We start from the raw sequence: 25,386 nt of genomic DNA, 5'->3' as shown, positions 1-25,386 counted from the left end.
TTCTGGATATATACTTTCTACTCTCGATCCATAACGGCAACGAGGGTATTGGCATTCCCCATATCTATGCCTACAGGTATTCCTTCTGAATTCTGTTTCATAGTATTAATGCTGTATCCCTTTACAGCCATCTTTTCGGGATCTTCAGGGATTTCAACATTTAGGATCCCTTCAAACTCTTGTGATATCAAATTAGTCAATTCGCTGTAATATGCTCCACCACCAACCAAATAGAGTTTTGAACAGGTGGCAAAGTCACTGTCCTGAAACGCATTTGAGAGCGCCGGGCGAACAATATTTTCGAAATAGGATTTAAGAACCCGGCGCCGTAAGGCTGTTAAATCCACGGTTCGTTTATTCAGGTTTATCTTGCCGTTCTTAAACGCTACATTCAATTGATGCTCTGTTTTGAATCCCAGATAATGATCTTTTTGCAACTCTTCTTTGAGCATATTTATGGCATAGCGGATTCCATGAGTACTAGTGGCAGTACGACGAATAATGCCATTGCTCGTACTTACTACTCCCTCCATGGAGCCATATCCAAGGCTAAGAATAAAGAAATCATCTTCTTCTCCGAACTCTCCATATCGCAAAGCGATAATGCTTCCGGCTACCTCGGGTATCACATCAACATTTTCGAGATTGACGGTAGCTGCCTGGCGACCTACATCTCCATTCATTGAAAATGTAGAGCCATCATACATAATGTCATACGACTTGGTTAACTGTTGCTTGGCTGTTGAGTTGTGTAACTGATACATCTCAAACGGGAAACCAAGGGTAACAGAAAAATCACTACCCGCCTTTTCCTGAGCTAGTAAAAGAGCTGCTCTGAATAAAACTTCAAAGTCTAATTCGCCGGGAGCACAATTAATAAGCCGATGCGGCGACAGCCCTTCTTGCAGAGCAAGGTTGCCAATGATATATGACTCATCATTATACTCCAGTTTTAATCCGTTAATAAGATCATCACTGACCCCATTCAATTCTGTACGTGTTGACTCAAAAACACTTGGAAATGCAGAAATATCCATCATCCTGATAATTTAATTGAGATGTACCCAGTTCAACGTATTATATTGCTGATTATAAAAATATTTTCTTGAGAATACTATTTTATATCTGTCATACCTTATATTTTTGCAAAAAATAATAACTCACCACAAAAAATTATTTCTCTTGGCCTGGTTAGATCATATTTTCAAGAGTACCCATCATTTAATAGAAGTTTAAAGAAACTTATCACTTCCCATGATTTCAACCCAAGACGCAATAGAGCTTGAAGATCAGTTTGGAGCCCATAATTATCATCCGCTGCCTGTTGTACTTTCAAAGGGCAAGGGAGTACACGTTTGGGATCCCGAAGGAAACAAGTACTACGATTTCTTATCGGCGTATTCTGCTGTAAATCAAGGGCACTGTCATCCGCGGATAGTTAACAAGCTGAAGGAGCAAGCCGAAAAGCTCAACCTGGTATCGCGTGCCTTTTACAGCGATCAGCTGGGTAATTACGAAAAATTTATGCATGATCTCTTCGGGTACGATAAGCTGCTGCCAATGAATACGGGCGCCGAAGGTGTTGAAACAGCTATTAAATTGTGCAGAAAATGGTCTTATGAAAAAAAGAACTTAACACCTGAAAAAGCTACTATCATAGTTGCCAAGGGTAACTTTCACGGACGAACGACCAGTATTATTTCGTTTTCAAATGATCCGGTGGCACGGGAGAATTTTGGCCCCTATACACCGGGATTCGTATCTATTCCATATAATGACCTGGATGCTCTGGAAGAAGCTCTGCGTGAAAAAGATGTAGCCGGTTTTCTGGTAGAACCAATTCAGGGCGAAGCGGGCGTTATTGTTCCCGATGAAGGATATCTAAAAGGAGCCGCGGAGCTGTGCGAAAAATACAACACACTCTTTATCGCTGATGAAATTCAGACGGGTATTGCCCGGACAGGTAAGATGCTGTGCGCAGATCACGAAAATGTGCGGCCTGATATTGTAATACTTGGCAAAGCTCTTTCTGGCGGTGCATATCCTGTCTCTGCAGTCTTGGCCGATAACGAAGTCATGGATGCCATGCGTCCGGGCGTGCATGGTTCAACGTATGGTGGAAACCCGCTGGCTTGTGCCGTGGCTATGGAAGCACTCAAAGTTGTTCTTGATGAAAATTTGGCAGAGAAAGCTGATCAGCTGGGAGAAGTATTTCGAAATGAAATGAACAAGTTGGTAGAAGAATCAGAGCTCGTATCACTCGTTCGGGGCAAGGGGTTATTGAATGCTATTGTCATTAATGATTCTGAGGATAGCGACACTGCCTGGAACATCTGCCTTGAACTAAAAGAAAATGGATTACTGGCGAAACCAACACACGGTAACATCATCCGATTTGCCCCACCCCTGGTTATGACCGAGGAACAGCTTATGAATTGTATTTCTATTATCAGTGATACGATTACAGAATATGAGCAAGCAGGTGTAAGGTGATATACGCTCTAAATACTATCGGAAAATAGAACATAGATAGAGGCTGATTGTTTCGCGGATCACCTCAGGTAGCCCTTTTATTTAATTTCTATCTCGTTCCGTACCTCTGTTGCGGAATGAGATTAAACACCTCCAAAGTTCCGAGGGAGTTGACCTCACGAGTTACTGTTCGGAGGTACAACCACCTTATTAATCTTCTCATTCCCAAGCTCCTGCTTGGGAATGTAAACAGCTGTTGGAAGCAGAGCTTGTTCAAGACGTTCCGAAGCAGGAACTTCGGAACGAGGAAAATCTTGCGTAGAGCTGTCAACGAACGCCTAGCGTCCTATACCGTTCAGCCATGAGATATCAGGTATGTTAATTGCAACACATGATCAGCTGAACAAGACAGATAATTAACCAGACCCATCTCGTCCCGATGCCCCGCGTCGGGACACTGAAAACGCTCTGCGTTTGGGGTTTTCATATGGGTTGATACGGACGCATAGCGTCCTGTACAGTTCAGCCGGGAGCAGCTGACCAAGATAGTATTGAAAAAAAGAGGAAACCGACGATCCTTAGCTGTCTTCAACTCTTTTTCTCGTTTCATCGCCGCCGCTTTTGTCTCATGCTCTTCGGTGTAGACCACCTCCCACGGTCGAAAATTCTTCGTCCATCCTTTGCCCAACTTATTATGCGAAAGCATTCGCTGATCCAGGTTCGAGGTACGACCAATATATATCTTTTCATAGGTTGGGGAATGAAGGGCATAGACAGTATACATGATTCCTCCCAATGAATTATTTGATCAAAATAAAAAAGGCAGCTCTCTGGTATTCAGAAAGCCGCCTTCTGGTAGTGGCGGGGGGAGGATTCGAACCTCCGACCTTCGGGTTATGAGCCCGACGAGCTACCAACTGCTCCACCCCGCGATGTGAGTCACCTAAAATAAGGCTTGACATGGGTACTTGTCAATAGTAAATTCACATTTCTTTCCTGGTTGTAATTAATATCTAAAAAACTTAAAAATACAGAAGGAGGCTTATGTCCACCATAAATGAGGTAGCACCCGCCGATGTTCACAAGATCCTGCAAAAACATATCTTAACTGATGGGTATGACATTGTGCTTGATCTGGAAAAAAGTGAGGGAACGTATCTTTATGATGCCAAAAGTGGTGAGCGCTATCTTGATTTCTTTACCTTTTTTGCCTCCAATCCCCTGGGCATGAATCACCCGCGACTGGACAATGATGAATTTCGAAATAAAATTGGGAAAGTTGCTATAAACAAGCCTTCAAACTCTGACGTTTACACCGAGGAGATGGCCGAATTTGTTGATAATTTTGATCGGGTGGGTATTCCGGATTATCTGCCCTACTCCTTTTTTATATCGGGAGGTGCACTGGCGGTCGAAAACGCGCTCAAGGTCGCCTTTGACTGGAAAGTGCAGAAAAATTTCGAAAAGGGATACCGTCAGGAAAAAGGACATAAGGTTCTGCATCTCGAGCAGGCATTTCACGGGCGAACAGGCTATACAATGTCGCTTACGAATACTGATCCGACAAAAGTAAAATATTTCCCCAAGTTTGACTGGCCGCGTATTATTTCTCCAGCTATGAGCTATCCCGCTACGGATGAAAACATCCAAAAAACGGTAAAACAGGAAGAGCAGGCGGTCGCCCAGGCCGAACGATTTTTTGAAATATATAAAGATGAAATTGCCTGTATAATACTTGAACCTATACAGGGTGAAGGCGGCGATCGTCATTTTCGCACAGAATTCCATCAGGCTCTTCGGGATCTTGCTGACAAGCATGAAGCCCTGCTTATTTATGATGAAGTTCAAACAGGCGTGGGACTGACAGGCAAATTCTGGGCTCATGAGCATTACGTAAAACCCGATATCCTGGCTTTCGGAAAAAAAGCCCAGGTCTGTGGAATCTTAGCCGGCGAACGTGTTGATGAAGTTAAAGACAATGTTTTCCACGTCTCTTCACGCATCAATTCTACCTGGGGCGGTAACCTTGTTGATATGGTCCGGTTCGGTCGCATCCTCCAGGTAATTGAAGATGAAAGTCTCGTAGAAAATGCCGCATCAGTTGGTGTCTACCTACAAGACCAAATTAACGATTTAGCTGATCAATTTGAGCACGTGTCCAATCCCCGCGGTAAAGGACTTTTCTGTGCTGTTGATTTCCCCGACCCTAATTCACGAAATGCAGTTATTAAAGAATGCTTCAAAAATAATCTGATGATTCTCTCCTGCGGAACCAACACCATGCGTTTCCGTCCGCCGCTGACTGTTTCGAAAGAACAGATCGATGAAGGCATCAAAATTATTGAGAATTCAATTAAATCAGTATTTGAAAAAAAGTAAGTTTGTTAACAGAACTTTGTTTTATTTTTATTTCTTATGATAAAAAAATAAAATAACGAGGTGCCAACGATGGCTTATATAGATATAAAAAATGATAACCCGGGGATCGTAGGACTATTTCATTTCAATCCTGAAACTGCAAAACCACTTTGTGAATTGGCAGAAACTCTTCTAAGAGGTCCTTCACCTCTTTCAAGTGGAGAACGAGAGATGATAGCCTCTTATGTATCGTATGAAAATAATTGCCATTTTTGCCATACTTCTCATGGAGCTTCGGCCGCTCATCATTTTGATGGTGATCTTTCTCTCATTGATGATATCAAAAAAGATTTTGAAGAAACAGATATTACACCCAAGCTCCGAGCACTTCTGGACATAGCGAAAAAAGTTCAAAAAAGCGGTCGCGATGTATCCGAGGAAGTTATAAAAAGAGCAAAAGACGCCGGAGCCAATGACCGTGAAATTCACGACACTGTTCTAATTGCGGCCGCATTTTGCATGTATAACCGGTATGTTGACGGACTCGGAACCTGGGCCCCGGAAGATAATGAGGCATACGACGAAATGGGAAAAATGATGGCCTATGAGGGTTATACGCGTGAACGACCCGGCCTGGATTAAATTACAGCTGGCAATTATAACTACCCGAATAGGCAGCTAGCTGATTACGTCTTCTTTTTTCTTCATTCCACGTTCAATCACATTATCATAGATATCAAACATTTCATCTATCGAAAGCGAAGCTACATTTTCAATCTCAAGGGCTGATGATTGGCTGCCTACTTGTCCCAACTCAACAAACGGTACGTCATTGGCGGCAAAGTGCTCTTCAACGGTATCTCTTTTGTCCGCACTGCATGTTATCACCACGCCAGACTGTGCCTCGCTGTAAAGGACTTCATGGAGAACATCTCCCATTTCTTCAACGGCAACCGACGCTCCAAGTTCAGAGAACATTGCCATTTCTGCCAGTGTAATTGCTAAACCGCCATCTGAAATATCGTGAGCGGCATTGATCATCTGCTGTTGAATGGCATCCAGCAGTGCCGATTGCAGTCGAGCCTCAAAATCAAGATCAATTTCAGGAGCATCGCCCGTTGTCAGATCATGTATCGTGTGCAAATATTCACTGCCTCCGAGCCCTTTTCGTTCGGCACCAATATAATAGATAACATCTGATTCCATCTTAAACCGGGGCGTCATCCGATGATTTTTCAAGTCCTCAATAAGACCGAGCATTCCGATAACCGGAGTCGGGAATACTGCCATCTCGGGATTTTCATTATAGAAACTCACATTTCCGCCGGTAACAGGGGTATTAAATGTGCGACACGCATCTCCCATCCCCGCAAGTGCTTCTTTAAAGGTCCAGTATACTTCCGGTTTATAGGGATTTCCAAAGTTGAGACAATTGGTGATAGCCATTGGCTTGGCTCCGCTGCAAACAACATTCCGCGCTGCTTCGGCCACCGCAATTTGCCCGCCCTTCCGCGGATTCAGATATACATAACGACCGTTACAATCAGTTTTGACAGCCAGCCCTTTGTTTGTACCCTTTATGCGGACCACACCTGAATCAGACGCTCCCGGACCATTAACCGTGTTGGTGCGTACCATCGTGTCATACTGTTCATAAGCCCATCTTTTCGATGCAATGTTAGCCGAACCCAACAGTTTTTTGATGGTATCCTTGTGATCTTCGGGATGATCTACTGAATTAATATCGAATGATTGCGTTTCCTCCAGGTATTCGGGTTTTTTTGTCTCTCGCTCGTATTGCGGAGCCCCACCACCCAACACAAGACTGTCGGCCGGTATATCGGCTTTTACTTCACCATCTTTATAATAGGTCACGTTTTCGCCGTCGGTTACTTCACCGATGACCACGGCGTTGAGATCCCACTTTTCATAAATATCGATAATTTCCTGCTCTCGTCCCTTTTCAGCAACAACCAGCATACGCTCCTGACTTTCCGAAAGAAGCAGCTCATAGGCTGTCATACCATCTTCGCGTGCCGGCACTTTATCCAGATCCAATACCATGCCGCAATTTCCTTTGGCGCTCATCTCCGAAGACGAGCAGCTGATACCAGCAGCACCCATATCCTGCATGCCAACCACACCCCCGTTTTTAATCACTTCGAGACTTGCTTCCAAAAGCAGTTTTTCAGCAAACGGGTCGCCGACCTGAACACTCGGACGCTTATCTTCGCTTTCCTCGCTAATCTCTTCGGATGCAAATGTCGCCCCATGGATTCCATCTCGGCCGGTATCAGATCCAACAATAATCACAGGATTTCCCGGCCCCTCGGCTATCGCCGACGCAGTCTGATCTTCTTTGACGATACCTACGCTCATAGCATTTACCAGCGGGTTTCCTTCATACTTCTCATCAAAATAGATCTCTCCTCCTACCATCGGTACGCCAAATGAGTTTCCATAATCAGCAATGCCACGTACTACGCCATCAAGAAGAAAGCGGACACGGGGTGTTTCAATATCTCCAAAGCGCAAGGAGTTGAGACTCGCAATAGGACGTGCACCCATGGTAAAAATGTCGCGGTGAATCCCGCCAACACCAGTAGCGGCGCCTTCATATGGTTCGATGGCAGAGGGATGGTTATGGCTCTCTACCTTAAAAGCGCATCCAAGCCCGTCACCGATATCGACCAGACCGGCATTCTCTTCGCCGGCCCCTACCATAAGCTGAGGACCTTCGTTCGGCAGCTTCTTGATTTCAAGAATAGAATTTTTATAGGAGCAGTGCTCACTCCACATCACGGAGTAAACACCCAACTCGGTAAACGTAGGCGTTCGTCCGAGATATTCCTTTATCTTTTCGAACTCTTCTTCAGTCAAACCGTGCTCTTTGGCCAGTTCGAGTGTTACTTCCGGTTCTTTAATCGTAGTATCAGACATCTGTTTAGGTATGTTGAATGTTGGAAAGTTGAAGGTTGAAAGTTATTTCAGTTGGTATCTAACCTTCGATCTTTAACTTTTAATATCCAGAAATTCTGTTAAGGTGCTAAAGTTGTTAAATACAAAATCTGCTTTTTGGTGTTTTTCGGCATCGCCATTTTGTGTATACCAGGCAGTATTCCATCCGAAAGCTGATCCACCTTTGATATCGGATGTAAACGAATCTCCCACATACAGTATTTCATCCGGAGCAACACCGGCAAGCTCCGTTGCATGTTCAAAAATTTTAGGATCAGGCTTAAGTACTCCTACATCCTCAGAAATTACCACATGCTCAGCAGAATCAGTCAATGCAAATTTCTCGAACTTCAATTTCTGAGTTTCGGCAAAGCCATTCGTCAAAATGCCAACAGGATATTTCTGTACCACCTTTTGATAGACTGACCGGGCTCCGTCGACCCACTGCCAATGATTGCGGTAGCACTGCATATAATAATCGCCGACCTCTTTATATCGACTAGCATCTAAAGCCAGCTGTTGCAGCGTCTGTTCAAATCGATTTCGCTGAAGATCATTTCGTTCAATCTCCCCACTACTGTACAGGGTCCACTGTTTACTGTTCACAATGTGATAAGTATCCACAAGATTGTCTGGGGAAATACCTTTAAAGAAAGGAAAATACTGATGTACGTCTTTCAGAGCTGCTGCCTCGGCTGATTTGTGATCGAGCAGCGTATCATCCAGATCAAAATAGATAAACTTGTAAGGCAAAATCGGTTATATTCATTTATAAAAATTGTTGGGTCAAAGATAGTGAACTCGCGTCTGATCAGAAAATCATATACGGTATAAAATCACTCCTAATGCAGATTATCCGTAGAATATAGCTCCCGAGTAAAAACGAGACTATCGATATCGGGAAACTTGTTGTAAACAGATGTTGAAGAAAACTCTATTGATACTATTTTTATTCAAAAAAGGGTTGGTTGTAATTTGTATCTATTTTAAGAAGCTTTCGTATATTCAGTTTCAATTTTAAACTATCAAACTTTTGCAAATGAATATTAAAACAATCATCGGATTAGGCGTTATTGCACTGCTGGTTTTTATGGGGATAGGAAAATATAATACCCTGGTCGAACAAGAACAGAATGTTGAACAGTCATGGGCTCAAGTAGAAAATCAATATCAGCGCCGGGCCGATTTAATTCCGAACCTGGTTAACACTGTAAAGGGAGCCGCCGATTTTGAACAGGAAACATTGACAGATGTTGTGGAAGCACGCAGCAGAGCTACCTCGATACAGATTTCAGCTGACGATCTGAATGATCCGCAACAAGTACAACAGTTCCAGCAGGCCCAACAACAGCTTTCGGGTGCCCTTTCCCGGCTACTTGTTACAGTCGAAAAATATCCCGAAATAAAAGCCAACCAAAATTTTCGTGACCTGCAGGTTCAGCTTGAAGGTACTGAAAACCGCATCTCTACCGAGCGTCAGCGGTATAATGAATCTGTACAACAGTACAATACTACCATTCGAAGTTTCCCCAACAACGTATTCGCAGGGCTCTTCGGATTCGATCAAAAAGCGTATTTCGAAGCAGATGAGGGTGCCGAAGAAGTTCCGGACGTTCAATTTTGATTTATTTCTTTCAGCTTTACTGTAGCTAATTTCAAACTAAACTGGTCAATATGAGCAAGTCTGATTTTGATGAATCCCAACTGGCGGGATGCAGTTTTTCCGTCCATCCGATGAGTGACGACTTTGTAGATATTATCACCAATGCATTAGAAAATACTGATGATTCTAAAGTCTGGCTAGAGACGGATGAAGTTAGTACAATAGTACGAGGACGTACAGCTCATGTGTTTGATGTAAGCCAGTCGGTCTTTATTAATGCAGCCCAAACGGACAAGCATGTAGCTTTTCATGCTACATATTCAATCGGCTGTCCCGGTGATACCGAAGGGCATTCTTATATTGCTGAAGATGATGAAGCGCTAAATAAATCTGTAAATAGAGAATTTTCTCAAGAAGTTTCAGCTAAATTTGCACTCTATCCGATGGATGGCGGCGATTATATGGACACAATCTATGAGCAGATTGAAAATATTAAGGATTTTGGAGTCGAAGTTACTCCTACGCATTACGAGACCTGTCTGGACGGTGAATCTAATGCTATTTTTCAGGGTTTGCAGAACGTCTTCAGCAAAACAAAAGAAGCAGGTTCGGAGCATACAGTAATGACTGTATCAATCTCGGCAAATAGCCCCAGCAATTAATCTACAATTTAAAATAAGAACTATGTCTGCACGACAGTTTCTTACCGAAAAAGAAGAAGAACAAATTGTTAAAGCTATCAATGAGGCCGAGAAAAAAACATCGGGAGAAATTCGTGTGCATATTGAGCACAACTGCAACGGTGATCCGTTGGAGCGCGCCGCCCGGATTTTTCATGATCTTGGAATGGATGAAACACGGCTGAAGAATGGTGTACTCATTTACATCGCTACTGAAGATCATAAAGCTGCTGTTTATGGGGGAAAAGGAATTGATGAGGAAGTGGAAGAAGGCTTTTGGGATGAAGTACTCCGGATTTTGATCGATCATTTTAAGCAAGAAGCATATGAAGAGGGAATTGAAAAGGCCGTCCGTACCGTGGCAGACAAGCTGGAAGAGTTATTCCCTTATCATCAGAAGGGAAAGCTTAACGAGCTATCCAATGAAATCAGCTTTCATGATAATAAAAACAGATAGATCTTTTATTCGAGAATTTAGCATGTATATCATCAATCAGAAAAAAATATTATTTACTGCCTTAGTTGCTGTTCTGCTTTCACTTTCAACTATTGTCGATGCTCAGGATCTGCCATCCGAGCCAGTGGGACATGTGAATGATTTTGCCGAAATGTTGAATTCTGGCGAACGTCAACAGCTCGAGCAGAAACTTCGAAATTATAGAGATACAACCACCACTGTTATCGCTATTGCCACGCTCGAAACCCTGAACGGTATTTCTATTGAAGAAACAGCCACCACCCTCTTCAATAATTGGAAAATGTGGGAAGGCGATAAAGACAATGGGCTACTCATTCTTATTGCTGAAAAAGAACGGGAAATGCGTATCGAAGTGGGATACGGCCTTGAAGGTGCTATCCCTGATGTGATGGCGGGCCGTATCGTCCGCGAAATATTAACTCCCAACTTTAAACGCTCCAATTATTATGAGGGTTTAGATCGTGCCACCTCGGCTATCATGCAGCTTGCCAGCGGAGAGTTTACTGGACAACTGGCCAAAAACAGTACGTCTGAAGATAGTGGAATGGCAGATTTCATCATATTTATACTTTTTATCGTCTTCGTAATTTATGCTTCTAGCCGTAAAGGAGGTGGAAAGGGAAGGGGCAAGCAAAGACGTCGCACTTTTGGTCCGGGAGGACTTATTATTTTCGGCGGCGGTGGCTTTGGAGGAGGAAGCTCCGGTGGTGGAGGCTTTGGCGGCTTTAGCGGCGGGGGCGGATTCGGATCCGGCGGCGGTGGTGCCAGCGGCGGATGGTGATCTTTAAAGGCTGGATAGTTGAGATTCGATTCTGGGAATTAGGGAATTGAAGAATTCCCAAACAAGATTCCAGCTTATAACCTCTCCAAGCAGGATTGAAAATTACCTTAAATATGTAAATCGAAGCGCCTGCTTCGATGAAAACTAATAATTTTGTCTCTGTTAGCTCGTATTCCTCACAATTATTTTGATTAAACCTCTACACCCTATTCTGGAACAACAACTTAATCCTCAGCCTTGCTGACAACTAAACTTCTTTTCCATATGAGAATCCCGATTCCTTTTCTCTTTACTTCTCCAAGCAGGCGCTTGAGTTACTTAATATTATAGCGTTGAGTTAAATATAAATTGAGGCACCGCTTCGATCCTATAATTAAGTAACATATACTGCTTGATGCACACACATTTCTATTTCTTATCCAAGTTGGAACTTGGGAAAGAGAAAGGAGAAATTATGGATCCAAATAAAAAAGCCCTGCCGGTTGATGACCGACAGAGCTTCTTGTAGCGCACGCTCAAGTAATCTGTAGTAATTCTATCTGGCTATATTTTCGGGTTCGGCACTATCTTTCAGTTTCGGCGTTGAGGGCGTCTGGTTCTGGTATTCTTCTAAAGTAAATTCATCTACCTGCACCATATCTACGCGGGCCTCTTCGGCTTTTCGTACCAGTTCAGCCTCATCAGCAGTGATAATCTCTTTCTCCAACGCCTGATCAATGACAAATCGTACTTGGGTTTTGGGCAACTCTTTTCGCTTCGTCGCCTTATATATCTTTTTGTACACTGGGGCAGCTTCTTCATTCATCCCTAACGCATATTCATAACGTCCCAACGCTTCCTCTTTATTCTCGGGGATATAAATGCCTTCGGTCAGACGGTCACGCTGTTCACCACTTTTCTGCATCGCCTGTGCTACTTTATGTCCAAGTTTATCGGATGGCATACTGCCAATAAGATTCATACGGGACCAAAGAGCAATCGGTCCACGGAACAACCAGCTTAACCCCGGTACGTTGATTTCGCGATAAATAGCATCAAAAGCTTCCTGAATTTGTGCAAACGCGTAGTCCATTGACCATTCAAAAAATATCCGATCATCATCGCGTTGACCTTCCGCATCATAACGGCGCAGTGTAGCTGTGGCCAGATACATCCAGCTTAGGATATCGGCAAAGCGACCGCTTATCTTCTCTTTGATCTTTAATCCACCGCCGTACGACCCGAGGGCAATATCAGCCAGGAAGGCAAAAGATGCTGATGCCCAGGATAGTTTTTTATAATATTTTGCCGCAGGTCCACCAACCGGTGAAGGTGTAATTTTTCCGCGCGTGATCGACATCAAGAGTGAACGCGCAGCATTCCTCACAACGTGACCGATATGCTTCCAGAAGGCATCATCAAACGCTTTTGTATCACCACGGGTTAGTGCATCAATTTCATCATATGCGTATGGATGGCAGCGAATGGCACCCTGACCAAAAATCATTAGGCTTCGAGTCAGAATATTTGCCCCCTCTACTGTAATAGCAATGGGCGTGGCAATATATGAAGACGCAAAAATATTGCGCGGTCCGCGCGAAATAGCCGCCCCGCCCTGTATATCCATCGCATCATTAACAATTTTGCGTCCCAACTCTGTAAAATTGTACTTTGCAATAGCAGTCACTACCGACGGTTTTTCGCCCATATCCAGTCCGGCGCAGGTATATCTCCGCGCCGCATCCATCAGATAGGTAAACCCACCGATACGTGCCATCGGCTCTTCGATACCTTCAAATTTCCCGATATTAATACCAAACTGCTTGCGGACGGCGGTATATGCTCCAAGAGCTCGCGTGGCTACTTTGGCACCACCCATACTTTGAGCAGGCAGCGAAATCCCCCGTCCCACACCAAGTGACTCCATCAGCATGCGCCAGCCGTTACCTGCCTGTTCAGGTCCGCCAATTATTTGATTGACAGAGACTACCGCATCTTCACCGTCAACAGGACAATTATAAAAAGGTATCCCCAACGGATCATGTCGACGGCCCAACTTTATACCATCTGTATCGCTTGGGATAAGGGCACATGTTATACCCGGATATTCTCCTTTGCCCAAATGGTTTTCCGGATCGTGCAGTTTAAATGCCAAGCCGATTATTGTAGATATAGCTGCCAGCGTTATATAACGTTTTGTGAAATTAAGACGGATATAAAGCTTACCATCATCTCCCTTAAATACTTCGCCTTCGGCCGTCATCGATCCGGCATCGGAACCAGCCGTAGGTTCTGTTAATGCAAAACAGGGAATTTCCTCTCCCGTTGCCAGCTTCGGCAAGTATCGATTTTTCTGTTCTTGGGTTCCGTAGTGCATCAGCAACTCAGCCGGGCCCAGTGAGTTTGGCACCATCACCGTAGTTGCCAGCGGTCCGCAGCGGGAAGCCAGCTTGGTAACAATAGCACTGTGTGCGGAAGCCGAAAATTCGAGTCCGCCATATTTTTCCGGAATAATCAATCCGAAAAACTTGTGCTCCCGCATAAATTTCCAAACCTCATCGGTAAATCCCTTGCGGACAAATACATCCCAGTCGCTGACCATAGAACACAACTTTTCAACGGGACCATCTAAAAACTCCTGTTCACTGTCGCTAAGATCGGGATATGATTCATTGGCCAATCTCTTCAAATCCGGCTTTCCAGAAAATAACTCGGCATCAACCCATACATTGCCGGCTTCAATAGCCGTACGTTCCGTCTCGGAAATAGCAGGCAAAAAATTCATCGCATCCAACAACTTCATCAATGGACCAGTGACTATGGTACGACGAACAGGCTTTATACCGAATATCACCACTAGTACAGCGAAGACAACGAAAAGCCATGCAGGGGCCGAAAATCCCCAGAGGGCTACAAAACCTGCAATTGCCCAAATCAACAACGGGGCTCCCCAAAAAGCGAATAATGTAGCTACTATTATCATGCTTACAATAACCGCCCAGAGTGGGTACTGGAATAAGAATCCAAAACTCTCATTTAAAAAATCCATAGTAGTCACCTCACTGGTTAAGATCCTGCTCATCTAGTTATTAGTTTTTATGGATGTTCGCACCTGATATCCTTTTATGATATGATCGATTGCCTCCTCGATAAACTCTTCCTGATCGATGCGTGTATCTAACCGCTTCGACAGAACTACCGACATCACACCGTGTAGCTGTGCCCAGAAAGTGTAGGCCGCAATCCGGGGTTTTTGTTCATCAATCAATCCTGATTTTACTCCTTCTTTTAATACATCTGTAACTATTTCATACCCTTTTCGTGCTTCTCGAAATTTTTCTTTGGGATACCTTGTCATTTCCTCGGAGCTAATCAAATAGATAATTTGATACTCCCGCGGATGGTCAAGTGCAAAGTTAATGTACTTATAAGCCAGAGCACTCAATTTCGATATCGGATCTTCAAACACCTGGATCGTCTGGGCCAGCTGGCTATTAAGCTGTTCAATAGCTTCTTCCATTAAAGTATGCACAAGGTCATCCTTGTTCTCAAAATGCAAATAGATGCTTGTTGCACTTACATTAATCTCACGAGCTATCTTCCTAAGCGAAAAGTTACGATAACCGTCAGCCAGCAGCACTTTACGTGCAGCATCAAGTATGCGTTGTTTTAATTTTTTTTGCTTTTGTTCTGCCATAAGACAAGGTTAACAGTGTTAAGTTGTTAGTAATTTAACAAATATGGAGAGATAAGCAATCAGTTAAATAATATTCTATGCAAGGTGAAAAACAAATTCTTGAAATGATAGAAGATATGTACGGACAAAGTTGTTCTTATTATACTTTCCAGGCATAAAAAAATCCCCAACATGTTCGCGCTATCGGGGATCAAGTTTCTATTGAAATAAATTCAGGGTATCTTCTACTGTAATAACGACCTCCCATGTACCATTAAAAATTATTAGATATCACTCTTCAATCTATTAGGAACTAATATTACCGCAGTCAGTTTTTGGTTTTAGAAGTGATATAAAGGTGCAAAAAGGTGGTAGGGTTGAGAGGACAATTGGAAAAGCACTTAATCATTGATATTAAGAATTTACGGTGCCAATCGATACCTGGTCCATCCTCCATCTTCTTTCTCATAACAGATGCGATCGTGCATTCTTCCCTCTCTTCCCTGCCAAAATTCAATCCGGAATGGTTCCACTAAAAAACCTCCCCAAAATTCTGGCAGTGGAATTTCTTTTCCCTCAAAACGTTTTTCCATTTTCTTGAAAGCAGATATAAGTTCTTCACGAGAACTTAATTTCGCGCTTTGTTCCGAAGCCCATGCTCCCAGCTGACTTTGTCGGGGGCGTTGATGAAAATAAGCCTCTGACTCGGCTCTGCTGAGTTTCCGAACATTCCCCTGAACACGTACCTGTCGTTCATGAGGAGGCCAGTAAAAACAGAGAGCAGCCCGAGGATTTTTCTGCAACTCTTTGCTCTTCATGCTTTTGTAATTCGTATAAAAACGGAATCCCTTCTTATCCACACCTTTTAAAAGAACAATGCGTGATGAAGGAATTCCCTCTTCATTTGCTGTAGAAAGTGTCATGGCATTGGGATCAAGCATATCGGCCGAAAGTGCCTTCTCGAACCACTCCAAAAACTGATCAATCGGATCTTCATTGATTTCCGATTCAGTCAGTGACGCTTTGTTATAATCGCGCCGTAACTTTGCCACTTCATTTGCTTCTTGTTCATCCCCGGACATGATCTCTCCTATGCGAAGTAATCAGGCTCGTTGCCTTCTTTCCATTTTATATTGCACCCCATACTCGGCTTCTGATCTTCTTTGACTTTTCCGTCAAACAGCAATTCTACGGCTTCGCGAATATCACTTCCGGTAACAGGCTCATCGTTACCCGGACGACTGTCATCAAACTGACCACGATAAACCAGCTCATTATTTTCATCAAACAAAAAGAGATCAGGGGTACAAGCCGCACGGTAAGCCTTAGCTACTTCTTGTGTTCCATCATACAGATAAGGAAACGAAAACTGTTTTTCACGCGCTTCAGCCGCCATTTTTACAGGGCTGTCATCCGGATAATTTTCGACATCGTTAGAACTGATGGCTACCACACCGATTCCCTTTTGCTGCAGATCTCGGGCGGTCATAACAAATTCATCAAGAATATGCTGTACATAAGGACAATGATTGCAGATAAAAGCTACTAACAATCCCTTGGCATTATTGAAATCATCCAGCGATACAAGCTGGTTATTTACGGTATCGAATAATTTAAAGTCAGGAGCTTTGGTACCAAGCTCCAACATCGTGGAGGGAGTACTAGACATAAATAAAGATAATGTTTGAGTTACTTTTGTTTTGTTCGATCATTCAGTCGGGAATATAGGCGAATAAGGCGGGAATGTGAATTAAAAATCTCGGATAGGTACTAATGCATGATTGATTTACGTTCCTACGCGGAGTATCAGAACGAAATGTGGGATTTATTTTAGCTTTATTTCATTTCCCTCAAAAGAATTTACATTAAATGGCTTAAAATTTGTGCCGTATTCTTTATTAAAGAGCTTCAAAAGCTGATTAGCAAGTAATGCCTGACCTTTTTTATTCAGGAAGTAGCCATCAGAAGAAACTATTGTATTTTGCCCAAATCCAGTATTGAGCAACACGCCATCAAAAACTTCTTTATTCTCTTTTACCTTTCTAATCGTTGGTTTAAAATCCAACAATAGAACACGTTCTTCTTCGCCTGCAATAGAGCGTATTATCCTATTGTACTTCTCGATTAGTTCTTCACCTTCCTCTTTCTCATCAATAGTAAGAACATAGTCGTCAGCAGCAGGATCGATAGTTGCAAAGTTCTTTTCACCAGTTAATGAATTATGTTGCTTGGGTTCCGCGCTATATAACATGTTATCTCCTTGTACCATCTGTCTGTATTTGGGAATAACCGAACCATCATCTGCCTCTGCATAAGAAAGGTTATCATCAACAAATACTTTTGCATTTCGTGTATCACCTCCAAATGCAATAGTAGGTCGTATATCTTGGCCCGAATTAGAAAGATTATATTCTGTTACGTGCTGATTAAACGATTTGTAATGAGACCTTATCTGTGTCAATTCATCTTCAATATCAGATAAAGCAAAATGCCATTTTAATGTATTGAAGTAGAAAAAATCTATCGGATTTATGATTGTCGGAAGGATAATATCAGCTTGCGATCTATTAAGAATTGTCTGAATCATACTTTTCAGCGACTGTTCAAACAATGACAGAGGGGTCGCATCATCACTTTGAATATCATCTAAAGGAGGCTCAATTCGTCCGGCTGCCCCATCAATTAAGTATGGATATATATCATCAGTCCCAACAGATAATAATAATAGAGTAGGATTTTTCGATAAGACAAATTCCAGCAAATTTTGATTTATATCATCACTTAAAAAACTGCTGAAATAAATGTTGTTATACAGGCTATCCTGACTGACAATCTGATAACTTCGAAGGTTGGGTACACTGATATTATTTACAGTATCAATGTCACCTTTAAAAGGTTCAATAGCTTCACCGGAATCAGCAATACGAGCTGGAAATTCACTATCTATATTCCTGTAAACAAGACTATATTTACCCTTTATATTATTTTGGCCAGATTCTTTCAAATTAAACCCCTCCTCGGAATCAATATCAGGTATACCATATATATTCCCCTCCAAAACAGAATCTAAGCGGCTCCCAATCAAATTCGGATAAGCAGCATTCTGGCCTTTGCTATATAAAGCACCATCCATGATTCCCGCAGTAGTATTCCCACCCAAAATCATAAAACGTGCAAACTTAGAACTATCTTTGGGAAGCGGATTTTGCCCATCGGATTGTGTAGGAAATTCATAATCACATCCAGAAAGAAAACAAAAGTTAATTAAAATGAGGGCCAAACATTTACCAAAAGTATTCATCTCAAAAGTTATTTGGATCAACTGTAAATGAAGTAAAAAGGATACTCCCTATTGAGGGGCCACCATAGATATTGTAATATTTTTCGACCCCTAAATTACTTATACCGAACTTAACATTTCCTCCGACAGAAGGTATGTCTACATTAACCTGCAGATCGAGACGATTAATACCATCTATTGTACCATCTATAAATGAACTGTGCCACTCATAATTTGTTCGAATTCGATAAACCATTCGAAAACTAAACCGACTGGCTATATTCCGATACCCCCACTTAAAATTCAACTTTAGAGGAGGAGTATTAAAACCAGGGACAATGGGATCATTCGAATCTTTAAGTAATCTTGTCCATGTGCCGTTAAGACCGGTCATAAAAGAACCTGACAAATATTCTAAATTAAATGATACACCGTGTACCATTAATCTCCCCTCAGAATTACTATACACAAAATACTTTTTATGTTCTGTAGCATTATTTAACTGGCTGGCCGCCGTAAATAGATCAAGAGTAGGGCTTGTTCGTGGTTTTGCAACTCTCGTAATACCTATAAAATTTTTATATAAACACACATAATAGTTTGTGTCTAAATAGAATTGCTTTGTGAAAAGTCGTTTATACCCTACTTCAAAAGTATTAGCAGTTTCACTTTTTATATCTTCAAACGATCCCTTCCCTAAGATACCTTCCTTTAAAATACTTAAGTTTTTCAATTCGGCTTGAGGCCTGCTATACTCTTCGGGATATTGGTAAGAAACATTCATGTCTCTGGCAACAGCCTCATTAAATTTTTCAATTGATCTAGTTGTAACAGCATTCTGGGAAAGATTATACTGATGAACTACACCCGGCAAACCGCCTATTAGCCTTGCTTTACCTAGATCTTTGTTTATAAACTGTTCCCGAAGCCCGGGATAGCGAAAACCATTTTGGTAGGAAGCTCTGAAATAATTTTTGTGGTCCGGCGCATAATTTACTGCTATTGTCGGGCTCACGCGTAATTCAAAATTCTCATTTTTATCTATTCTTACTGCAGAACGAAGGTTTATCTTTTCATCATAAAGGCGGCTATCCATACTGATAAAGCCGCCAAATTCATAATTTTTTATATCGTTTGACGCAGTATCAGGAAATACAGTCCCGTTTGAATTGATATCATATAACCTAAAGTTTCCACCAAATTCCAGATCCGAATCAGCAAACAAATCTTCAATCATATATGATGACTGTAAGTTATAAAGTCTGGAGTTATCTCTTATTGCAGCACCATTTTTAAAATCAGTATTGTTTTTAATTTCTTCTGCTTTTTTATTAAACCGCTCTGTCCCCGGCACATAACGTTCCGATGCTGTTTCTCCCTCGATTAGAGTACTACCACTATCTGCAAATTTCCTGGCTGCTTTATAATCTCGAGATGGTATTCCCAAATGAGGGAGACCCCTGTTAAAAGCAATCTGAAAATCTCTAAACCAATTCTGGTCATTTTTTGCAGTTTCCATCAAATTGTTCGCTAATCTGTTTACATCATAAGAATCACCTGAGTTTTGCCAAGTTGAATATCCAATCAGACTGAAATTATCAAAACCTAATTCTACCTTACCTTGATACATCTCAAACCCATTCAATCTAACTCTGGAATCTCCTGTATAAAGAGCATTTGTAACTCCATACCTTCCTTCTGCAATAAGCCGATACTGCGGGGCAAATTTATAATGAACTGCCCCTGCAAATTTTCGTGTGGCTATGTCATAATCAACTAAAGAGCCTTCTTTATAGCCCGTTCGCGCCACCGGTACTAAGGCCCCTGGGTTTACATCAAGCTTTCCACTGCCAACCGGTAAGAAAGCAAAACTTTCATCACCATAAATATTTACGCCATTATATCCTGGTTGAGGAGCACGTTGGACTGACCCTGTTTGATCCGATCTGCGTTCCCATGATTCTCCTGGTCCTATATTATCATAGTTTTCAGCTTTCCAATCGGTCCCAGCAATTATATTTGCAGTAGCTTTTATTGCAATTTTATCGGCAAATGACTTTGCGAATCGTCCCGAAAAATCATAAGTCCCATTTGCTGAAAAACTAAAAAACTGTTCTCCTCCCCACGCGACCTCACTTGCTCCGCCCTTGGCTTGAAATGTAATCCCCTCTGAAACAAAAGGATCTTTGGTTTCTGTAAGCAAGGTTCCATTCAAGGCGCTGGATCCATATTTGGCTGAGGAAGGTCCCGGTATTACTTCGACTGAAGAAATATCAACTTCGGGTGCGCCCATCAGATTTCCAATAGGAAAACTCAATCCAGGTGCTTGATTATCAATACCGTCTGTAAGTTGCAAAAATCTTTTATTTGCACTTGCATTAAATCCACGAGTATTAACGGATTGCATTGTCATACTTTGGGTAGCTACATCAACTTCACGTAAAGTAGAAACCAAGTCAAAAACGTCGTAAGAAGCTAACTGCTCTACATCTACGGTACTTACACGATCAACCGTTGTAGGATTTGTAAGTTCCTCCTGTGATATTATATTCGATGTTACAATCACTTCCTCTGATTCGACTACCTTGGGTATAAGTTCGATCTTTAAACTAATTGTTTTGGAGCTGTTAATAGCTATTTCCTGTTCATGATAAGCAACATGATCAACTATTAACTTGAACGGTATCTTGTAGTCGAAAGAAAGTTCAAAATTACCTTCGTGATCTGTAGAAACGCCAATACTTGTGGAATCTGTACCTGTTATAGGAGCAATACGAACTGATACACCTTTAATTTCTTCGTGGGTCTCACTATTCAAGGCTATCCCGGAGACATAAATAGATTGCTGTGCCTTTGATGTTGTTGCACACCAGAGAAGTAAGCAAAGCGCCCCAATAGCCATCAACCATCCTTTTTGTCCTTGCAAAACAGAATTCTCTTTGTTAAAAACAATAAAAATCAAAATGATGTTATATGATGAATTCTATTATAAGTTATAAGATCAATTAACCCAACTCTTGATCCTGCAGCTGCTAATAGCTTTTTTGCATTGAATCAAAATAACCTCAACTGTCCCTCTTCAGGTCTTCTAAAATGCTTAGTGGAAAGCGGCAATGAAGTTTTATTAAAACCTAATTTCTTTGTCTGAATCTTAAACATACTCCGTATCTGATCGGCGAACTTTCCCTCTCCGCTAAAACGCTTTCCAAATTGTGGCTCATTCAATTTTCCTCCGCGGATATCACGAATTCTATTGAGCACTTTTTCTTTCCGCTCGGGGAAATGCTGTTCGAGCCAATCCTGAAACAGATCTTTAACCGCATGAGGAAGACGAACAATCGTAAAGCCAGCATGAGTGGCACCTGCATCGCGTGCTTTTTCCAAAATCTCCGGACACTCATGATCGGTAAGTCCCGGTATGATGGGAGCAACATTCACACCAACGGATATCCCCCGATCCGATAATTTTTCAATAGCCTGTAATCGACGATTGGGCTGAGAAGTTCGCGGCTCCATTACCCGGGCTAAATCGCGATCAAGTGTAGTTACTGAAAGTGTAACATGCACAGCATCATATTCAGAAAGCTCTTCCAGCAGGTCAACATCCCGGGTTACCAAATAGTTTTTGGTAATTATTCCTACCGGATTCCGGGCTTCGGCAAATACTTTCAGGCAGCTTCGCGTTATCTCCAGTTCACGCTCTACGGGTTGATAAGGATCGGTAACGCCGCTGAGTGTAATTGCTTCGGGCTTCCAGCTTTTTGAGGCAAATTTTGAACGCAGCTTTTTAGCGGCATCATACTTCACCATGATGCGAGACTCGAAATCGAGTCCGGCCGAAAATCCCAAAAATTCATGCGTGGGACGGGCATAACAGTATATACATCCATGCTCACAGCCTCTGTAAGGATTTAAACCATATGTGAAAGGTATGTCAGGACTGTCATTTTTGGAAAGGATGTTTTTCGAGTCATCGGCAATCAGCTTTGTATCCTGTGAAGGCTTTTCACCGGTTTCTTCATCCAGATCATAATCGGTATAGTGTCCTTCAAAACGGTTAGCGGGATTGTCTGAAGCTCCACGACCGCGTATGGGATTTTTATTGTCTATATTTTCAGATGCCATCTGGCTGATTATTTCCTATACAATCCTCTGTTATCATATTTATTATAACAAAGTTACTGACGGCATAGTGTCATTCAAAATTACAAATGCTAAGGGATCTACCGATTATTCCTTTATCAAATTAACAGCGAAAATCCGCAATGTCCGTGGCATCCGTGTTCCATTTATCAACGCACTTTTATTTTTGTGGTAACACAAATCTGTACAGAAATCCTTCCAATCTTTACCAAATAAAAAGCCCCGGATAAACCGGGGCCATACAAATTAGATATTTAAATTTAGCAGTTACAGACCTATATCAGAACAGGATATATCGTCTTTACTGGAGTTCCAGCATAATTTTTCTCCATTGTCTTTATTCCACCAATAGCCGTGGTCTGCATCCACATCCCAATAGACTTCAAGATTGTTTGAACTACCTTCTATTGTAAGCGTATGAGTGCTGCCATCCTGGACATATCCTATTGTTGAAAGATCTTCTTCATCATGGAAATTAAAGGTAGCCGTCAAATCATCATCCGCGTTAATATTCCATTCATAACTCATAATAGCTTCAGGAGTTGTATCGCCTTCGGGATAGTCATTGATTTGCCAGCTGCCACTGTTGCCGTCCAAACTGGTGGTTCCTTCCATATAGCGATAATCCTCATACTCCACTTCACCACCCGTTGCCGAAATAAAATAGGCCCAGTTTACTTCATTGGCACTTTCATTAACATTAGCAGTCAGCTTGAACTCAACAGACTGACCTTCCCAAGAAGCGCTGTAGGACCATACCCATTCACCATCTTCGAATTCCGGGTCCTCATTCTCGGCCATCTCAAAATACGTGGTACCAAGCTGGCTAAAGCTAAAAAGAAACTTTGCGCTAGTCGCTGTACTCTGAGCACTGCCGAATGCATCACCGTTAGCAAATTCTACCGAAGACTTTGCAGCGTTATCAAAATAACTGAAGTCAGGCTGTGCAGCAGTAATTTCTGGTACTGAAGGAGCTTCATCAGGATCAGGACCTGTTGCGTTGTCACCCCCACAACCTGACAGACCAATAAACAACATAGTGACTAATAGTAGGTAACTTATTTTTTTCATGACATCTGCTCTATTTTGTATTTATTTGTTGGTTCTACTAAGACTATGCGTACTCTCCGGAGAAAATAGTTCAAATAATGATAAATGAGGAGTCGTTCCGGGAAATTTTTAGTTAGAAAAATCTTATGCCCGGTAAACCGTCTTTATATTAACAAACTCTCTAATTCCATAATGTGAGAGCTCACGGCCATATCCGGATTCCTTAACCCCGCCAAAAGGAAGTCGTGGATCTGACTTCACAAAATCATTTACGAAACAGCAACCTGCTTCGAGATCGTTAGCTGCAATACGCTCTGCTCTCTCTTCGTCTTCAGAAAACACTGCAGCACCCAACCCAAACTTAGAATCATTTGCAATATTGACTGCCTCTTGCTCATCTTTGACTTTAAAAACTGATGCCACCGGTCCAAACAGCTCTTCTTCATAAGCAGGCATCCCCTCAGAGATATTCGTAAGGATGGTGGGAGGATAAAAGGCTCCGTCCCGGTCAGGTATTTTACCACCGAGGATGCACTCTGCTCCCGCCTCGATACTTTGCTGTACTTGCTCATGAAGATCATCCCGCAATCCCTGATGTACCATAGGACCAACATCGGTTTCTTCATCAAATGGATCGCCCATCTTTTTCTTTTTCATTTCTTCCGTAAAAGCCTCCAGAAATTCGTCATAAACCTGTTCGACTACAATAAATCTCTTGGCTGCGATACAACTTTGTCCGCTGTTGATGAGCCTGGAGGCTACACATGTTTTGGCAGCCTGTTCAACATTGGCATCACGCAGTACCAGATAGGGATCACTGCCGCCGAGCTCCAGCACCGACTTTTTCACCTGGCTACCGGCCTGACTGGCAACAATTTTTCCAGCTTTGGTACTACCGGTTAACGTCACTGCTGCAATACCCGGATTTTTAATTACATCTTCCATTTTATCCGAACCGGCAACAAGCGTACGGAATAGGTTTTCAGGAATTCCAGCCTCGTGCAAAATCTCTTCAATGGCCAGTGCACACCCCGTAACACTGGAAGCATGTTTGAGCAAAGCGGCGTTTCCCGCCATTAATGCAGGTGCTCCGAAACGAAATAACTGCCAGAATGGGAAATTCCAGGGCATAATCGACAGCACAGTACCCAGCGGATTAAATGTCACATAACTTTTAGATGCATCAGATTCAATTATCTCATTCGCCAAAAAATCAGCAGCATTATCGGCATAGTAATTACATACCCATGCACATTTTTCACTTTCGGATTCTCCCTGCGGAAGTGGCTTTCCCATCTCGCGGGCCATCAGTTCAGCCAGCTCTGACTTTCGATCAGTAAGCTGTCCCGCAACACTTCTCAATACTGACGCTCGCTCATCGAATGACTTCTGTTGCCAACTCTTTTGTGCCTTTTCTGCCTTTCGAATAATTTCTTCAATTTCTGTATTGTCCATCTCTTCATATTCAGCAATAATTTCACCGGTAGCTGGATTAACTGATTCCATAGCAACTACTTTTTAGTTTCAATTGATTTATTAGCACAACTTATTTCAGCAAAATCAAATTCCTTTGAAAAAGTTTGCGGCACATCATCGCCCGGCCTTGAAAGGGACCGGTCTATAAAATAAAACTATAAGCTGTCTGAAGACAGCTGATAAAAAGCACCAGAATAGATGGCTTTACTTGAATCTGCAATGATGGCTTATCGATTACATCCGCCCTTTCCTTCTTTCATCCATCTGCGGACTATTTCTGGAGACCTGTCCCCCACTTGTCCTGTGGAACCCGCTGGTATGTTTCACCGGGACCGGCGTGATCTTTCGACTCCTCGCGACAGCAGTCGGGAGGAACAGAGGGACCTATCATGGCTGAAAGAAAGTGCCACCGCTGTGTGGTTTTTCTAGGATTGGGATGAAGGCTGTTCATC

21 protein-coding genes and 1 tRNA gene are annotated in these 25,386 nt (G+C 42.4%); 7 read left to right on the top strand and 15 right to left on the bottom strand.

The window, feature by feature from the left end:
- Positions 1–17: 17 nt before the first annotated feature.
- A complete protein-coding gene (locus ACT3ID_RS13150) occupies positions 18–1,040 on the bottom strand; it encodes a ParM/StbA family protein (protein ID WP_491542506.1) in 1,023 nt (340 codons plus the stop codon).
- A gap of 214 nt (positions 1,041–1,254) precedes the next feature.
- Here ACT3ID_RS13150 and rocD point away from each other — a divergent pair, with 214 nt between their 5' ends.
- Positions 1,255–2,493 (top strand): ornithine--oxo-acid transaminase, encoded by a 1,239-nt coding sequence (rocD, locus tag ACT3ID_RS13145; RefSeq protein WP_491542505.1) that lies wholly within the window; start codon positions 1,255–1,257, stop codon positions 2,491–2,493.
- A gap of 334 nt (positions 2,494–2,827) precedes the next feature.
- Here the strand turns inward: rocD and ACT3ID_RS13140 are convergent, their stop codons facing one another.
- Positions 2,828–3,256: a GIY-YIG nuclease family protein gene (locus tag ACT3ID_RS13140; protein WP_491542504.1), complete on the bottom strand. Its 429-nt coding sequence runs from the start codon at positions 3,254–3,256 to the stop codon at positions 2,828–2,830.
- A 75-nt stretch (positions 3,257–3,331) separates the two neighbouring features.
- A tRNA-Met gene (locus ACT3ID_RS13135) sits at positions 3,332–3,404 on the bottom strand.
- A gap of 112 nt (positions 3,405–3,516) precedes the next feature.
- On the opposite strand from ACT3ID_RS13135, the gene lat reads away from it, so the two are divergent.
- Positions 3,517–4,851 carry an L-lysine 6-transaminase gene (gene lat / locus ACT3ID_RS13130; RefSeq protein ID WP_491542503.1) on the top strand — a complete coding sequence of 445 codons (1,335 nt, stop codon included), beginning with the start codon at positions 3,517–3,519 and terminating at the stop codon, positions 4,849–4,851.
- A gap of 69 nt (positions 4,852–4,920) precedes the next feature.
- Entirely contained in the window at positions 4,921–5,472 is a 552-nt protein-coding gene (locus ACT3ID_RS13125; protein ID WP_491542502.1) for a carboxymuconolactone decarboxylase family protein, read from the top strand.
- Between the two features lie 36 nt (positions 5,473–5,508).
- On the opposite strand, the gene purL is transcribed toward ACT3ID_RS13125, so the two are convergent.
- The gene (purL, locus tag ACT3ID_RS13120) at positions 5,509–7,770 is read right to left on the bottom strand and encodes a phosphoribosylformylglycinamidine synthase subunit PurL (protein WP_491542501.1); all 2,262 of its coding nucleotides are present in this window, start codon (positions 7,768–7,770) and stop codon (positions 5,509–5,511) included.
- Positions 7,771–7,842: 72 nt separating this feature from the next.
- Positions 7,843–8,541 (bottom strand): YjjG family noncanonical pyrimidine nucleotidase, encoded by a 699-nt coding sequence (locus ACT3ID_RS13115; protein ID WP_491542500.1) that lies wholly within the window; start codon positions 8,539–8,541, stop codon positions 7,843–7,845.
- 286 nt (positions 8,542–8,827) lie between these two features.
- Between ACT3ID_RS13115 and ACT3ID_RS13110 the strand changes: the two genes are divergently transcribed.
- Genes ACT3ID_RS13110 through ACT3ID_RS13095 form a run of 4 tightly spaced genes read left to right on the top strand, consistent with a single transcriptional unit; the run spans position 8,828 to position 11,330 of the window.
- Positions 8,828–9,412 (top strand): LemA family protein, encoded by a 585-nt coding sequence (locus tag ACT3ID_RS13110; RefSeq protein WP_491542499.1) that lies wholly within the window; start codon positions 8,828–8,830, stop codon positions 9,410–9,412.
- A 50-nt stretch (positions 9,413–9,462) separates the two neighbouring features.
- The gene (locus ACT3ID_RS13105) at positions 9,463–10,053 is read left to right on the top strand and encodes a YkoF family thiamine/hydroxymethylpyrimidine-binding protein (RefSeq protein WP_491542498.1); all 591 of its coding nucleotides are present in this window, start codon (positions 9,463–9,465) and stop codon (positions 10,051–10,053) included.
- Between the two features lie 22 nt (positions 10,054–10,075).
- Positions 10,076–10,528 (top strand): TPM domain-containing protein, encoded by a 453-nt coding sequence (locus ACT3ID_RS13100; protein ID WP_491542497.1) that lies wholly within the window; start codon positions 10,076–10,078, stop codon positions 10,526–10,528.
- On the top strand, positions 10,509–11,330 hold the full coding sequence (locus tag ACT3ID_RS13095) for a TPM domain-containing protein (protein WP_491542496.1): 822 nt from the start codon (positions 10,509–10,511) through the stop codon (positions 11,328–11,330). The genes ACT3ID_RS13100 and ACT3ID_RS13095 overlap by 20 nt, the downstream gene beginning before the upstream one ends.
- Positions 11,331–11,865: 535 nt before the next feature.
- On the opposite strand, the gene ACT3ID_RS13090 is transcribed toward ACT3ID_RS13095, so the two are convergent.
- The 10 genes from ACT3ID_RS13090 to ACT3ID_RS13045 all read right to left on the bottom strand — a co-directional run bounded on the left by ACT3ID_RS13090 (position 11,866) and on the right by ACT3ID_RS13045 (position 25,385).
- Complete coding sequence (locus tag ACT3ID_RS13090) at positions 11,866–14,358, bottom strand: acyl-CoA dehydrogenase (protein WP_491542547.1); 2,493 nt, start codon at positions 14,356–14,358, stop codon at positions 11,866–11,868.
- 33 nt (positions 14,359–14,391) lie between these two features.
- On the bottom strand, positions 14,392–15,006 hold the full coding sequence (locus ACT3ID_RS13085; protein WP_491542495.1) for a TetR/AcrR family transcriptional regulator: 615 nt from the start codon (positions 15,004–15,006) through the stop codon (positions 14,392–14,394).
- A 401-nt stretch (positions 15,007–15,407) separates the two neighbouring features.
- Complete coding sequence (pdxH, locus tag ACT3ID_RS13080) at positions 15,408–16,067, bottom strand: pyridoxamine 5'-phosphate oxidase (protein WP_491542494.1); 660 nt, start codon at positions 16,065–16,067, stop codon at positions 15,408–15,410.
- 8 nt (positions 16,068–16,075) lie between these two features.
- A complete protein-coding gene (locus ACT3ID_RS13075; protein ID WP_491542493.1) occupies positions 16,076–16,654 on the bottom strand; it encodes a thioredoxin family protein in 579 nt (192 codons plus the stop codon).
- 156 nt (positions 16,655–16,810) lie between these two features.
- Positions 16,811–18,286, bottom strand: a complete 1,476-nt coding sequence (locus tag ACT3ID_RS13070) for a hypothetical protein (RefSeq protein WP_491542492.1) — start codon at positions 18,284–18,286, stop codon at positions 16,811–16,813.
- 1 nt (position 18,287) lies between these two features.
- Positions 18,288–21,227, bottom strand: a complete 2,940-nt coding sequence (locus ACT3ID_RS13065) for a TonB-dependent receptor (protein ID WP_491542491.1) — start codon at positions 21,225–21,227, stop codon at positions 18,288–18,290.
- A 92-nt stretch (positions 21,228–21,319) separates the two neighbouring features.
- Positions 21,320–22,390, bottom strand: coding sequence for a PA0069 family radical SAM protein (locus ACT3ID_RS13060; protein WP_491542490.1), 1,071 nt, complete (start codon positions 22,388–22,390; stop codon positions 21,320–21,322).
- A 285-nt stretch (positions 22,391–22,675) separates the two neighbouring features.
- The gene (locus ACT3ID_RS13055; RefSeq protein WP_491542489.1) at positions 22,676–23,479 is read right to left on the bottom strand and encodes a hypothetical protein; all 804 of its coding nucleotides are present in this window, start codon (positions 23,477–23,479) and stop codon (positions 22,676–22,678) included.
- 123 nt (positions 23,480–23,602) lie between these two features.
- Positions 23,603–24,964 carry an NAD-dependent succinate-semialdehyde dehydrogenase gene (locus ACT3ID_RS13050; RefSeq protein WP_491542488.1) on the bottom strand — a complete coding sequence of 454 codons (1,362 nt, stop codon included), beginning with the start codon at positions 24,962–24,964 and terminating at the stop codon, positions 23,603–23,605.
- 241 nt (positions 24,965–25,205) lie between these two features.
- A complete protein-coding gene (locus tag ACT3ID_RS13045) occupies positions 25,206–25,385 on the bottom strand; it encodes a hypothetical protein (protein WP_491542487.1) in 180 nt (59 codons plus the stop codon).
- Position 25,386: the final 1 nt, after the last annotated feature.

The organism is Fodinibius sp. GM108, from assembly GCF_058386985.1.
This window is presented reverse-complemented; position numbering and strand designations above follow the sequence as displayed.

Excerpts from the sequence above, each read along its gene's own strand:
- ACT3ID_RS13150 (WP_491542506.1), bottom strand. The coding sequence starts at position 1,040 with ATGATGGATATTTCTGCATTTCCAAGTGTTTTTGAGTCAACACGTACA.
- rocD (WP_491542505.1), top strand. The coding sequence starts at position 1,255 with ATGATTTCAACCCAAGACGCAATAGAGCTTGAAGATCAGTTTGGAGCC.
- ACT3ID_RS13140 (WP_491542504.1), bottom strand. The coding sequence starts at position 3,256 with ATGTATACTGTCTATGCCCTTCATTCCCCAACCTATGAAAAGATATAT.
- lat (WP_491542503.1), top strand. The coding sequence starts at position 3,517 with ATGTCCACCATAAATGAGGTAGCACCCGCCGATGTTCACAAGATCCTG.
- ACT3ID_RS13125 (WP_491542502.1), top strand. The coding sequence starts at position 4,921 with ATGGCTTATATAGATATAAAAAATGATAACCCGGGGATCGTAGGACTA.
- purL (WP_491542501.1), bottom strand. The coding sequence starts at position 7,770 with ATGTCTGATACTACGATTAAAGAACCGGAAGTAACACTCGAACTGGCC.
- ACT3ID_RS13110 (WP_491542499.1), top strand. The coding sequence starts at position 8,828 with ATGAATATTAAAACAATCATCGGATTAGGCGTTATTGCACTGCTGGTT.
- ACT3ID_RS13105 (WP_491542498.1), top strand. The coding sequence starts at position 9,463 with ATGAGCAAGTCTGATTTTGATGAATCCCAACTGGCGGGATGCAGTTTT.
- ACT3ID_RS13100 (WP_491542497.1), top strand. The coding sequence starts at position 10,076 with ATGTCTGCACGACAGTTTCTTACCGAAAAAGAAGAAGAACAAATTGTT.
- ACT3ID_RS13095 (WP_491542496.1), top strand. The coding sequence starts at position 10,509 with ATGATAATAAAAACAGATAGATCTTTTATTCGAGAATTTAGCATGTAT.
- ACT3ID_RS13090 (WP_491542547.1), bottom strand. The coding sequence starts at position 14,358 with ATGGATTTTTTAAATGAGAGTTTTGGATTCTTATTCCAGTACCCACTC.
- ACT3ID_RS13085 (WP_491542495.1), bottom strand. The coding sequence starts at position 15,006 with ATGGCAGAACAAAAGCAAAAAAAATTAAAACAACGCATACTTGATGCT.
- pdxH (WP_491542494.1), bottom strand. The coding sequence starts at position 16,067 with ATGTCCGGGGATGAACAAGAAGCAAATGAAGTGGCAAAGTTACGGCGC.
- ACT3ID_RS13075 (WP_491542493.1), bottom strand. The coding sequence starts at position 16,654 with ATGTCTAGTACTCCCTCCACGATGTTGGAGCTTGGTACCAAAGCTCCT.
- ACT3ID_RS13070 (WP_491542492.1), bottom strand. The coding sequence starts at position 18,286 with ATGAATACTTTTGGTAAATGTTTGGCCCTCATTTTAATTAACTTTTGT.
- ACT3ID_RS13060 (WP_491542490.1), bottom strand. The coding sequence starts at position 22,390 with ATGGCATCTGAAAATATAGACAATAAAAATCCCATACGCGGTCGTGGA.
- ACT3ID_RS13055 (WP_491542489.1), bottom strand. The coding sequence starts at position 23,479 with ATGAAAAAAATAAGTTACCTACTATTAGTCACTATGTTGTTTATTGGT.
- ACT3ID_RS13050 (WP_491542488.1), bottom strand. The coding sequence starts at position 24,964 with ATGGAATCAGTTAATCCAGCTACCGGTGAAATTATTGCTGAATATGAA.
- ACT3ID_RS13045 (WP_491542487.1), bottom strand. The coding sequence starts at position 25,385 with ATGAACAGCCTTCATCCCAATCCTAGAAAAACCACACAGCGGTGGCAC.